Source organism: Thalassoroseus pseudoceratinae (assembly GCF_011634775.1).
In the GTDB taxonomy this organism is placed as follows: Bacteria; Planctomycetota; Planctomycetia; order Planctomycetales; family Planctomycetaceae; genus Thalassoroseus; species Thalassoroseus pseudoceratinae.
On record NZ_JAALXT010000001.1, the window covers coordinates 1,199,846 to 1,212,508 of the forward strand.

Below are 12,663 nucleotides of genomic sequence, written 5' to 3' on the forward strand. Positions count from 1 at the left end.
TCGCGATGGGAGAGGGGGAAGAACTACGAGCGTTGTTTGGAGGTCGTCAGACCGGTGGCGGTGCGTGCGTGAACCGTTCGCAAAGCTTCCAATAACCGCGTCATCGACGACCACCGATCGTCCGGTCGTGCGGCGATGGCTTTCATCAGAACCTCGGCTAACTCAGCGTCGATTTTGGGGCAATGCTCTTGAATGGGTGTTGGCGGGCTGTTGATCGCCTGGACCACCGCCTCGAACGAACTCGACTTCAGTTTCCAAGGGAAGTTCTTGGTAAACATTTCGTAGGTCGTAATCCCAAACGAATAGACATCGATCCGCTGATCCGTGGGCTGCCGTTTCACGAGTTCCGGTGCCATATACTGAGCGGTCCCCGTGCGGTTGCCCGGCTTGCGAAAGTCGGGGGTATTCGGCACGACGAGCCCAAAGTCGATCAGCTTGACCACATTGTTCTCGTCCACCATGACGTTTCGCGGGCAGATGTCTCGGTGAATCCAGTTTTCCCGATGGAAGTATTCGATCGCCTGACCAAGTTGAATTGCGAATTCCAGGCGTTTTTTCTGGAGCAACTTGCTCTGATTGAGCACATGGAAACTGAGCCCGCTCCCCTCGATGTACTCCATGACCAGAAATTGTTCCGCGTCGCGAGTCCAACCGTGTTCGAGGGTACGAACAACATTGGGATGCTTAAGCTGCATCGCAATTTCACCCTCGGATGGGCGATCGAGACCTTTGAACCGAGCCTCCAGCTTCTCGGTTTTTTCCTTGTCGAGAACCTTCAACGCGACCGTCCGACCGGTGGTGTAGTCGATCGCCTTCCAGACCTTCGACATCGTTCCTTGGCCGACACGTCCCACTTTGTTGAAGCGGGAGTCGATGTCTGTCTTGGTGATTTTCTTCCCGCCGCCCAGGAGCTTCTTGAAAAAATCGATCACAAGACAGAATCCCGTCAGAATTCAATATCGGTCGAGGTCAATTATTGGCCGCAATAGTCGAAGATCCGGGCGATCTCGCTGCGGAGATCTCTCCGTGCGACAATCCGATCCACGAAACCATGTTCCAATAGGAATTCGCTGGTTTGGAAGTCTTTCGGGAGTGGCTGTTTCACCGTAGCCTCGACAACGCGTGGGCCGGCGAATCCCACGAGGGCTTTCGGTTCAGCAATGATAATGTCGCCCAACGACGCGAAACTCGCTGCCACCCCGCCCATTGTGGGGTTCGTCAGAACGGAGATAAACAATCCGCCCGCTTCGTGAAACCGTGCGAGCGCGGCGGACACTTTCCCCATTTGCATCAACGAGAGAATGCCTTCATGCATTCGGGCACCGCCACCGGAACCGCTGACAATGACGACCGGCAACTTTCGCTTCGTTGCACTTTCGATGGCCCGCGTGAGCTTCTCGCCGACAACCGACCCCATACTCCCCATGATGAATGCGGAGTCTGTCAATCCGAACACCAGCGGGCGACCACGCATGTAACCGCGTCCGACAACGCAAGCGTCTTTCAACCCGGTTTTCTTCTGTTCAGCGATCAGACGCTCGGCATAGGGCTTCTTGTCTTTGAAGCCCAGAGGGTCACTGGGAGACAGCTCCGAAAACCATTCTTCGAAACTATCTTCATCCAAGAGCTGCGCGATTCGAGTTTGAGCCGGCACGTAGAAGTGATGGTCGCACTCGGGGCAGACTCCCAAATTCTGTTCGACTTGCTTCCGGAATACCGTCGCACGGCAACCATCGCAACGAATCCACAACCCCTCGGGCACGCCCCGTTTTGGACGCTTCACGGGCCGGTTCCCTTCAACATTCGATGGACTGCTTGGTGCCGAATTCTCAATTGAAGTTGTGGCAGTTGGTTCGGTTTGTGGTCCCCCACTCACGGCGAATCCTTTCCATGCGGGCGTGCCTCTTCAGTCACGGGAGCGCTGTCCCCGGAGACCCCCACAGGCGTCAAATATTCCGGCAATGATTCCGCAATGGTGCCACTGGACTCCACGAACTCCAAACGAGGAGCCGCATGGCATTGGCAATTCGGTTCGGGCATTTCCAAACGCTCTTTTCGAACGATCGAGGCGATAATCGTCGCCAACGGTTCGGCGACAACAATTCCCATCACCTTACGTTTCTTGAGCGGCTTCCGCAACACCCGGCGAACCCGTTCCAATGCCTCGGGGACGGTTTCCCCCTCCGGTGGGCAAATGGTTTCCGGGGAATCCTGCCATTGTTTGTAGGCTTTGGGATACTTGTGGCGAACGTCATCAATTTGCAGACCTTGCCAAAGCCCTTGGTCGAGGTTTCTCAGGTCCTCAGACAATTTGACCGAAATCCCCAACTCATCGGCGATGGCTTCGGCTGTCCGCCGAGACGCTTCACTGGGATCTGCGTAAAGGACTTCGAGTGGGCATTCCGCCAGTTGGGAAACGACCTCCTCGACTTGTTGGAGTCCGCGCGGATTCAATGGGATATCAAGCGCCCCCTGAATCCGGTTCTGCTCGGCGAAATCCGTGCATCCGGGCCGAATGATGACGACCTGTGGCATGGCTTAATTCACAAGAGAGAAAACTGACATGTGGCAGGCCGACTTGCACTGCTCCCTGTCCACTTGGGTCAGTCTGAAAATTGTTGCGGAGCCGTCAACTCGGGAACGCTGACCGAGAAATGACGACCGGCGATGATGTTCGAATTGATCGGCTGGCGATTCTTGTTGTCCGAGATGACTGCGAAGAGTCCTAAACCTCACTCGTTTGAGCCAGGACGAACTCACGACGTTGAAAACTAAAACAGATCTAACTCGATTCGGCTTCCGATTTCAACATTTTAATCGCTCCCGAATAATCATTGGTATTGAAGATGGCACTGCCGACCACAAAGGTGTCGGCCCCAGCGTTGGCTGTTTGACCCGTGGTTCCCGAACCGATTCCGCCATCAACCGACAATCGCACGCCGCCGGGCAGAATTTTGCGGAGTTCTGTCAACTTATCCAAGGCCGACGGCATAAACTTCTGGCCACCAAACCCCGGTTCAACACTCATGACCAGTACAAGATCACAGGAATCCAGATACGGTTTGATGGCTTCAACAGGAGTCGACGGATTGAACGCCAGACCTGCCAACGCGTCCGCATTTCGGATTTTCTCCAGCAAGGGCAGGGGGTCTTCGACGGCTTCAACGTGAAACGTCACGACATCGCACCCAGCTTGTAGATACTCATCCACATACTTCGCCGGATCCGAAATCATCAAATGAGCTTCGCAGGGGATGGTCGTGGCTTCACGCACACTCTCAATGACCATCGCGCCGTAGGACAAATTCGGCACAAAGTTACCGTCCATCACATCCCAATGGATCAGGCCAGCACCGGCGGAAATGAGTGCTTCGATTTCATCACGCAAGCGGCTGAAATCACACTTCAACATCGAAGGTGCGATAACGGGCGTCGCCTGACTGAGTTGGGATTGGACTTCCTGTCGACTCATTGGATTCGTTCTAACAACACAGTTGGCTTAAACTCGAGCGGGCAAACACTCACGTCTCAGACGCCCATTGTGCCTCGCAAACTGTTCGCCGTCCAGTGCGACCAAGGTGCTCCACTCAACACATGAGCGTATACACAGTCAGCCGACTCACCTCATTCCAGAGCGAATCTTTCTTATTCGAAAAGGCAACGGACGGTTTTCTGCTTCGCCTTCTCAGCCGAGACCACAACGATTTGCGATCCCGTTGTCAGCCGGAGGCACGAGACGCAGACAGGTTTGTCGGCATCTCGGCCCGGTGACTTCGAACGGATTTTACAATCCGGCAACTTTCTTGATGATGTCGGCAGTTCGCATGGAATAGCCGTACTCGTTGTCGTACCAACCGAGAATCTTCACCATCTTCGGACCAATTTTGGTGGTCCAAGAAGCGTCGAAGATGCAGCTGTGGGAGTTGCCGATAATGTCGGTTGAGACGATTGGATCGGTCGTGTACTGCATCACGCCTTTCAGCTTGCCTTCAGCGGCAGCCTTCATGGCGGCGTTGATTTCTTCGGCCGACTTGTCTTCTTTCAAGTTGACCACCAAGTCGGTGATACTGCCGGCTGGAACCGGAACTCGCAATGCGATCCCAGTGAGCAAGCCATCCACTTCCGGAATCACCTGACCGACAGCTTTGGCAGCTCCGGTCGATGTGGGAATGATGTTGATGGCGGCGGCACGAGCACGACGTGGATCGGAGTGAATTTGGTCCGCGATCTTTTGATCGTTGGTGTAGGCATGACAGGTGGTCATCAAGCCATGTTCAATCCCACCCAAGTCGTCTTGCAGCACCTTCACCATAGGAGCAAGACAGTTCGTCGTGCAACTGGCATTGGAGATCGACTTGTGCTCGGAGGTGAGTTGATCGTCGTTGACACCAGTCACGACAGTCATGTCCGGCTTATCTTTCGCAGGAGCCGACAACACGACTTTCTTGGCACCAGCGGTCAAGTGGCTGTCGTAGCCCGGTTTGCCATCGGCGGCTTTCTTGGTGAAGAAGCCGGTAGATTCCAATGCGACGTCCACGCCCATGCTGCTCCAAGGCAGATCGGCGGGGTTACGCTCGGAGAGCACTTTGATCGGTTTGCCATTGACGATCAGAGTATCGCCATCCGCAGAGACATCGCCAGGAAACTTGCCTTGCACGCTGTCGTACCGCAACAGGTTTGCCAAGGCTTGTGGATCGGAAAGGTCGTTAATGGCGACGACTTCGAATTCCTCAGGCCGAGCGGCCAAAGCACGAAAAGTCACACGACCGATTCGCCCAAAACCGTTAATTCCAACTTTCACAGATGCCACGGATCAACTCCTCACGTTGCTTGAGCCAGCCGGAACGACTTTCAACTGGCGAATTGAGATTAAACACACGTTCTATTACCGATCCTCACGACTGAAAACAACCGTGAGTGGATTTTGGACATTCAGCCAGCGTTGAGTTTGGCTGGCATCAGCGCGACGATTGTAGTCGCGTCCGGAAACCTCGACAAGCACCTTAGCGAGCCAACCCCGAGATTCGACAGAATCCATGTTCGTCGATTTGAACTCCGGATCGCCACGCAAACCGCTCGACTTGATACAAACGATTACGTAGTGCGAGCTTAACAAGCACCATCGCCTACAGGACCAGCACGGCGATATCGAACGATTGCGTCCTCGGATTTTCTGCAAATCTGCGAAGATACGTAAAAACATTTAGATTCGTGACCTCGCAACTTCGGTGATCCGTCCCGCCCGCGAGACTGGCATACCAATTGCATGACAGAAAACCTCCAAAGATTCACCCGCATCTTGTCGACCCTACTCCGTCGAAATCTTCTGTCTTCGAAAAGGCCCAACATGTTGACCTCGTTCAGTCCTCGACGTCGGGGATTCACCCTGATTGAACTTCTTGTCGTGATTGCCATCATCGCAATCTTGATTGCTCTGCTTCTTCCGGCCGTTCAGCAGGCTCGCGAAGCCGCCCGGCGAACCGAATGTAAGAACAAACTCAAGCAGTTCGGGCTTGCACTGCACAACTACCACGACACCTACCGAACCTTCCCACCAGCACAAATTGACAGTACATCTTGCTCGGCGGGGAACCCTCCATCGGCGGGCTCGAATGTGAACGGGCTTGTCTTTTTGCTGCCATACATGGATTTGAACAACTTGTACTCGCAGCTCAACTTTAGCCTGGCATTCGACGACTACTCACCCGGCGGAGCCGCACTCTACGGTGGTGAAGCCACTACAAACGGTGCGTTGATTGCCCAAGAGTTCGGAATCTTCACATGCCCTTCGGATATTGGTCCGATCGGGGCGAGTACCAGCACCACATACAACTCGCCGAGCGGCACACCCGATCAACGAACGAATTACGACTTCATCACTTACTACAACAACTACAACACCTGCGATAACTGGCAAGGGGCGGGCATCAATCGCACGATGTTTGATGACAACAGTAAATGCCGAATCGCAGACATCTCCGACGGAACCTCGAACACGGTCGCGATGGCGGAGACACGAAAAGCCTGCTGTGCCAACGGTAGCAATGCGAACTGGGGTGCCCGCGGATGGGTCCAAAACGGTCTAAGCCTTCGCTATTCCCGCCCAAACAACACGACTCGTAGTGGCGTGGAATACAAACCACGACTTGGCAACTGGGCCTACACCGGAAGTTTTCACCCCGGTGGCATTCAGGTGCTGATGGGCGACGGCAGTGTCCGTTTCCTAACCGACAACACAGACTCAACGACCCGTTTGAATCTCGAACGTATCGCGGATGGCGAAGTCATTCAGGAATTCTAAGCCGCAACGTCGATATCGTTGCACCAAAATTCACAACGACATCGAAAAGGCTGCCGCAAACTCATCAAGACGCGAAAGCGATCAATCCGTTTTCGCGTCTTGTTTTGCAATTCGGACGCCGAAACAACCGTCACCGTCAATTTTCACTCGCCAAACCTTCGGCATTCACCATCACCGACTTCACCATGCCGAAGCAGAATCGATTGCAAGACCACTTCAACAGAGACGCCATGATGACCCGGATTTTTCGTTTGGAAGGCCGACCAAGCTGGCTGTTATTGACCATCCTCCTCCTTTTGGGATGCGGCGGTGGCACGGAGCTTCCTGAATACGCCAATCAGCTGATTCCAGTTTCCGGAATCATCACCACCGACGGGCAACCCGTTTCCGACGCCAACGTGACCTTCCATCCTGCCGGTAATGGAGGTGGACAAACCGCGTACGGCCGAACCGATGCCGAAGGTCGTTACACGTTGTCCACGCCGATCGCAGGTCTCAGCTTGGAAGAACAAGTCGGTGCGGTTGCAGGCAACTACCGAGTGACCGTCAACCGGATTGCTCGTCGCGATGGAACTCCCGTTCCCGAAGGCACCACTGAAGCCGATGCAATGGCCGAGGGCGCGATCGAAACCGTCCCCCCCATGTTCAACGACCCCGGCATGAGCCAACTCACAACAACCGTGAGTGAGGGCCAAGCAACCTACGATTTCACGATCCGCTTGCTGAAGTAAGATGTGAAATCAAGCTCAGCGGCCTCGCTCCCCCTCGGAACCGAATACAACGATCCAGCGTTGACGTCTCATCGAGGCGTTGTATGATGACGCACGGTTGAGGTGTTCGCTGCATGGGTAGCGAAAGAATAGGGAAGACCGGTGAAAATCCGGCGCGGTCCCGCCGCTGTAATCGGGGATGAACACTGCCTATCCACCAACCCCCAATCATTGGTGGTCGGTGAGTCACTGCAAGAAATTGCGGGAAGACGCAGTGAGTCGCGTGATCCGAAAGCCAGAAGACCTGCCTCCAACCGTCGTTGAAAACTCGGATTCCCTCGCGGAACAGGCAAGCCGACAGAGTGCGAACGAAACGTGTGTGCGACACACTCGTGACAACTAAGAGAGTGAATCGGTCGATCAACCGATCTGCATCTCCATGTCGGTTTCTGCTTCGTGACTTTGCTAATGTTGCCCGCCGCGATAGACAGACGGCAGGTCGATCGCAAGAATGGCATGCGAATACCTTCGGCAGCACTGCCGTTTCCTGCCAACAATCCAAACCTATGATTGCTCACCGGTTTGGTTTTCATCGCGACATTGAATTAATTTCCCCGGCTTCACCAGAAACAACGTGACAATGAACTCCCATTCGACGAATTCTGCAACGGGCGACCACGCCACAAACGAAAACGACGCACCGCGAAAGCTGCTGATCGGTTTGATGGTCTATGCCTTGTGCATGCGGGTATTGCCATATGCACTTCAGTCGATTTGGGGAGTGAAGATCACAGCCGGCGAAACCATTTACCCTTGGAACTTCTCGCCATTCTCGGCCACGGTCTTGTTTGGAGCGACCTACTTCGCAAGCCGACGCACGGCATTTTTGGTGCCGATGCTAATCCTGTTGCTCGGCGATCTTGGAATCTGGGCGTTCACCGGGCAGTTCGACTGGGCATTTTATCGGGGGATGGAATTTGTCTATCTCGGCTTCCTTGTTACGGCGACTTTGGGCCTGTTTCTCCGTCAGAAATGCACGGCAATGTCGGTCCTCACATTGGCATTTGTGAGTGAAGTTGCGTTCTTCCTGATCACGAACTTCGGAAGTTGGTGGACGATGGGCTTCTATCCGCATACAGCCAGCGGGTTGATGGACTGCTACGTCGCCGGTTTGCCGTTCTTCCGAAATTCGCTGATCAGCTGCGGATTCTTCTCGATGCTGTTGTTCGGTTTCGGTCGGCAGTTTGAACACGGTACGGCTTCGGTGAAGGCATCGATGCAAACCTCTGCGGACATCGCTGGATAACCCCCACACGATGCCCGAGCGAATCGTCTCATTGATCCCGAGCGCGACGGAGATCGTTTGTGCTCTTGGTTTGGAAGACCAACTCGTCGGCAGGTCGCACGAATGCGATTTCCCGGCGAGCATTGCTCAACTTCCCGTGTGTTCCCGGTCGCGTGTCGATCCTTCCGCATCCAGCAGAGAAATTGACCGACAAGTCAAATCGGTCCTACGCGATGCCATCTCGATTTACGAAGTCGACACGCAAACGCTCGACGAGTTAGAACCAACACTCATCATCACCCAAGCTCAATGTGACGTGTGTGCCGTGAGCCTGAATGATGTCGAGCGGGCCGTTGGCGAATTTGTCCGGTCCAGCCCACGCATCATCTCCCTTTCCCCGATGGGTTTGCCCGACGTGTGGAACGACGTATTCGCCGTTGCCAAAGCGACGAATGTTCCCGAGCGAGGCCGGGAACTTGCCACCAATTTGCAGTCTCGTTTGACAGATTTGCGGAACCGGACGCAATCCATTGTTGTTCGCCCCTCCATCGCTTGTTTGGAATGGATGGACCCGTTGATGGCGGCGGGAAATTGGGTTCCGGAACTTGTGGAGATTGCGGGTGGACGCAACTGCCTGGGGAAAGCCGGTGAGCATTCTCCGTGGATGAATTGGGATGACTTACTCGCTGCCGATCCCGACGTAATCGTCATCATGCCTTGCGGCTTCGATATCGCTCGCGTGCAGACGGAACTACTAACGCTCACCGAATGCGACGAATGGAGTCGCCTGCGAGCCGTGCAAACCGGACGAGTGTACCTCACCGATGGCAATCAATACTTCAACCGCCCCGGTCCCAGACTCGTTGAATCTGCTGAAATTCTCGCCGAGATTCTGCACGGTCGGCATATGAAATTCGATCATCAGGGATCGGGTTGGGTCATGGCAACGGACGGCTCGTTGACAGATTGATCGACCTTGGTTTCCCCAAAGAACATCTCGCCGGCTTTTTGGGCGAGGGAATCCCAATCGAAATTCGTCGTCACCCACTCCCGCCCCGCGGCTCCCATTTCATCGAGTGTGCGAGGATCGAGCAGCAACTTCGCCACCGCTTCCGCAAGGGGTTCCGAAGTTTCACATGGTACGACGATTCCCGTCTCGCCGAGCTTCATGGTTTCGGCGGTTCCGCCGGAATTTCCCGCCAACACCGGTCGCCCACACGCCTGGGCCTCCAATAGCACCATTCCGAATCCTTCGATGTCCCGACCAACGGCCCGATTGGGCAGGGCGAACAAGTCGCATTGTTGATAGGCGGAGATCATCGTGGCGTCATCGATTTCCCCGAGGAACTGCACCCGATCCCGCACACCGACCGAGTCCGCTAATGCCTCAAGCGTTTCGCGTTCCTCGCCATCACCGACGATCGCGTACAACACATTCGGAATGGCCTCGCGGATCATCGGCAACGCACGGATCAGCATATCCTGCCCCTTGCGTCGTTGGAGTCGTCCGACGGTGAGAATTACCGTGTGATGTCGCCAACCGAGTTCCCGACGGGCATCGTCCGATTTCGCCACCGGTTGGAACCGATGCGTATCAACCCCCGGATGAAGCACCGTGATCCGATCGGTTGGGATGTTCCACTGCGACTCTAACAACGAAGCCGTGTTCTGGCTGTTGGCAATGAGCCGATCGGCAGAACCCAGGATTCTTTGCACCATCCATCGCAATTCCCGACTGCACGCAGCCGTCTCGACATCTTCACCGTGCACATAACACTCGTACGGGATGCCAGAGATCCGCTTCGTCATCCACGCCAACCAACCTTCCGGCAAACAACGGCCGCAATGGATCCGATCAATTCCGCGTTCCCGGACGATTCGGCGGACCTTTTTGAAATTGCCGAAATATTGCTTCCACCCCGTCGGCCGAACAATTCCCCATTCGGTCTGCGAAAGGGATTCGCGAACCACGTCCATTTCGTGAGTGACATCGAAACTGAGTTGATCAGGATGAGCACCCACCAAACACGAAATCCGCTCCTGAGGGAATCGTCGGTAGATTTCCCAAAACCAACGTCCGCTTCCGCCGTGTGTCGGGGGAAAAATTTCGCTCAGTAGTAGTGTGCGTGACATGTCAGACCCAGACAGTAAGAACAAGGTGCAGGAATTCCACTTCGATAGGATGTTTAGAGTTGAGCCGGCAGAGCCATTTCGGTTGCTGATGGGGACGACGTCGGAATCGCGTCGTCGATCAAACGGGACATCGGTTCCAGACAGGTTTCCCAACGATGGTGCATCATCACGAACTCGCGACCGGCCGATCCGAGTTCTTCGCGGAGAGTCGGATCATCGAACACACGACTAATAGCGGTGGCCCATTCGTTCGGAGTTTCGGCTTTCAGAAGATGCACACCGGGTTCGACGCCCAATCCCACAACTGGCGATGGCGAGCCGATCACCGCCTTGCCAGCCGCGAGCGCTTCCAGAACTTTGTTCTGCACGCCACGAGCAATCGACAGCGGCACTACGGCCACGGTGGCACGATGAAGATACGGACGGACATCCGGCACGGTTCCGACGACGTGAATTCCCGGCTGTTGTTCGAGGTTCCGAATCGCGGCGGTTGGTTCTCGCCCGACAATCTCGAATGTGGCCTCTGGATACCGTTCAAGAACCGAAGGCCAAACGTGATCGGCAAACCACAAGCAACCGGCAACGTTCGGTCGATAATCCATCGCCCCGACAAACACACACCGTTGCGGCTCCGATTTCAATTGTGGAGTGAAAAAATCGACATCCACACCGTTTGGTACCGCATGAGCATTCGCCATCGGTGCCATCTCGGTGAGCAAGTTCGCTTCGGGCGTGCTCACTACGGTCACGCTCTTAGCCCAACCGCATACGTCTTGCTCAACTCGCCGTAGCCGAGTGGCCTCGCGTGTGTACAACCACTTTTTAATGCCGACCGATTCACTGGCGTAGTCTTGCCACTTCACACTATCGACGTCGATGAAATCCATTACACAGGGCACAGCCGATCGGTGCAACGCCCTTAGATACGGAGACAACGCCGACGACGAAGCCAACGCGGCATCGAACACCGTTTCCGCTTGCCAACGCCGGAGGACTTCATGCAGTTTTGGTTCATGAAACATTCCCTCGGTCACAGTACGACCCACCAGAAACGAACTCGCTCCCCGCAACCAACGCCGTTTCGATGCGACTGGGACAATCGCGACGCGTTCGCACAAACGATCCAACTCGGCACGGGTCTCGTCCGACGGCGGTTCATCGGCCAGGCACGCCAGATGAATCCGATGGTCTTTCGCGAGATGTCGCAACAGATGGTAGGTGCGAATCCGGTCACCACGGTTGGGCGGGTAGGGCACTCGATGCGTCATGTAGAGCAGATCAGCCACGATATAACCCCTTCGAGCAATAGACAGGAACTTGCTCGGCAGCGACATCGGCGAGCACATCGGAAATAGTCGTGAATTCAAAGCGTTCGAGCAGTCGCTCTAACCGATGTTCTGTCGCGTTCAAATTGCGGTAATGACGAATTCGTGTGAGTAGTCTTGCCGGCAAACGGGGTTGGTCAGGATCGAGTTCCCAAGGATGCACATAAACACCGAACACCCGCTGATGACGATTCTCGATCGAGTGAAGCCCTCGCTCCGTCACCCACCGTGGAAACAATCGCAGATACCCCCCGCCACCCACCGGGAGTTTGAACCGTCCCCACGAACAGCATGTTCCCGGAAACTCCCAAAGCATGCCGGCATCGGTTTGAATGCGATGCGGCACAAGATCAGCTCGCGGTATGCCGTAGCGATCATGACGGATGGGATAGATACTTGCGTCGATCGTGAACCCTTCTTCCGCAAGAGTCTCCAAAGCCCATAGCGAACGATCGGTAATCGAAAAACTCGGTGCCCGATAAGAGACAATCGGCTCGCCCGTGATCTCCGCGAGAATGTCACGTCCTCGTCGTAAATCGTCACGGAACTCGTCGGGGGAAAGCTCGTAGACGATTTGATGGGCGTAGCTGTGACAACCGATTTCGTGTCCGGCGGCTTGGATGTCTCGCACCAACTCGGGATGGCGTTCGGCAACCCAACCCAGAATGAAAAATGTTCCGCGGACCGCATGTCGTTCGAGCAAACTCAACACTCGCTGGGTGTTCTCGACAACTCGACTTGGATAACTTGCCCAGTCACCAAACGGTACCGTTTTCGCGAAACCCGATACCTGGTAATAATCCTCGACATCCACCGTGAAGGCGTGCCGGCGTCGAGTTTGCGTGGCGGCCAGAATTGGCATAAGAAATCAAACCAAAGTAGAACTATCGAACACGAGAAACGACCCAC

13 protein-coding genes and 1 riboswitch are annotated in these 12,663 nt (G+C 55.0%); of the genes, 4 read left to right on the forward strand and 9 right to left on the reverse strand.

Annotated elements, in window-relative coordinates; genetic code table 11:
* Positions 1-23: 23 nt before the first annotated feature.
* The 6 genes from G6R38_RS04410 to G6R38_RS04435 all read right to left on the reverse strand — a co-directional run bounded on the left by G6R38_RS04410 (position 24) and on the right by G6R38_RS04435 (position 5,038).
* Positions 24-932: a serine/threonine protein kinase gene (locus tag G6R38_RS04410; RefSeq protein ID WP_240928063.1), complete on the reverse strand. Its 909-nt coding sequence runs from the start codon at positions 930-932 to the stop codon at positions 24-26.
* A gap of 41 nt (positions 933-973) precedes the next feature.
* Positions 974-1,834 (reverse strand): acetyl-CoA carboxylase, carboxyltransferase subunit beta, encoded by an 861-nt coding sequence (gene accD / locus G6R38_RS04415; protein WP_206028477.1) that lies wholly within the window; start codon positions 1,832-1,834, stop codon positions 974-976.
* Between the two features lie 38 nt (positions 1,835-1,872).
* A complete protein-coding gene (locus tag G6R38_RS04420; protein WP_166820442.1) occupies positions 1,873-2,535 on the reverse strand; it encodes a histidine phosphatase family protein in 663 nt (220 codons plus the stop codon).
* A gap of 247 nt (positions 2,536-2,782) precedes the next feature.
* Positions 2,783-3,472: a ribulose-phosphate 3-epimerase gene (rpe, locus tag G6R38_RS04425; protein ID WP_166820443.1), complete on the reverse strand. Its 690-nt coding sequence runs from the start codon at positions 3,470-3,472 to the stop codon at positions 2,783-2,785.
* Between the two features lie 312 nt (positions 3,473-3,784).
* Positions 3,785-4,810: a type I glyceraldehyde-3-phosphate dehydrogenase gene (gene gap, locus G6R38_RS04430; RefSeq protein ID WP_166820444.1), complete on the reverse strand. Its 1,026-nt coding sequence runs from the start codon at positions 4,808-4,810 to the stop codon at positions 3,785-3,787.
* A 75-nt stretch (positions 4,811-4,885) separates the two neighbouring features.
* The gene (locus tag G6R38_RS04435) at positions 4,886-5,038 is read right to left on the reverse strand and encodes a hypothetical protein (RefSeq protein ID WP_166820445.1); all 153 of its coding nucleotides are present in this window, start codon (positions 5,036-5,038) and stop codon (positions 4,886-4,888) included.
* 309 nt (positions 5,039-5,347) lie between these two features.
* Here G6R38_RS04435 and G6R38_RS04440 point away from each other — a divergent pair, with 309 nt between their 5' ends.
* The 4 genes from G6R38_RS04440 (at position 5,348) to G6R38_RS04455 (ending at position 9,266) form a co-directional block, all read left to right on the forward strand.
* Entirely contained in the window at positions 5,348-6,301 is a 954-nt protein-coding gene (locus G6R38_RS04440; protein WP_166820446.1) for a DUF1559 domain-containing protein, read from the forward strand.
* Between the two features lie 185 nt (positions 6,302-6,486).
* Positions 6,487-7,032: a carboxypeptidase-like regulatory domain-containing protein gene (locus G6R38_RS04445; protein ID WP_166820447.1), complete on the forward strand. Its 546-nt coding sequence runs from the start codon at positions 6,487-6,489 to the stop codon at positions 7,030-7,032.
* An 83-nt stretch (positions 7,033-7,115) separates the two neighbouring features.
* Positions 7,116-7,337, forward strand: a riboswitch (cobalamin riboswitch).
* Positions 7,338-7,651: 314 nt separating this feature from the next.
* Entirely contained in the window at positions 7,652-8,317 is a 666-nt protein-coding gene (locus tag G6R38_RS04450; protein WP_166820448.1) for a DUF6580 family putative transport protein, read from the forward strand.
* Positions 8,318-8,327: 10 nt separating this feature from the next.
* The gene (locus tag G6R38_RS04455) at positions 8,328-9,266 is read left to right on the forward strand and encodes a cobalamin-binding protein (RefSeq protein WP_166820449.1); all 939 of its coding nucleotides are present in this window, start codon (positions 8,328-8,330) and stop codon (positions 9,264-9,266) included.
* On the opposite strand, the gene G6R38_RS04460 is transcribed toward G6R38_RS04455, so the two are convergent.
* The 3 genes from G6R38_RS04460 to G6R38_RS04470 are packed head-to-tail and all read right to left on the reverse strand — an operon-like array spanning position 9,218 to position 12,616.
* Entirely contained in the window at positions 9,218-10,429 is a 1,212-nt protein-coding gene (locus G6R38_RS04460; RefSeq protein WP_166820450.1) for a glycosyltransferase family 4 protein, read from the reverse strand. The genes G6R38_RS04455 and G6R38_RS04460 overlap by 49 nt on opposite strands.
* Positions 10,430-10,482: 53 nt before the next feature.
* Entirely contained in the window at positions 10,483-11,715 is a 1,233-nt protein-coding gene (locus G6R38_RS04465) for a TIGR03087 family PEP-CTERM/XrtA system glycosyltransferase (RefSeq protein ID WP_166820451.1), read from the reverse strand.
* A complete protein-coding gene (locus tag G6R38_RS04470; RefSeq protein WP_166820452.1) occupies positions 11,708-12,616 on the reverse strand; it encodes an XrtA system polysaccharide deacetylase in 909 nt (302 codons plus the stop codon). The genes G6R38_RS04465 and G6R38_RS04470 overlap by 8 nt, the downstream gene beginning before the upstream one ends.
* Between the last annotated feature and the right edge of the window lie 47 nt (positions 12,617-12,663).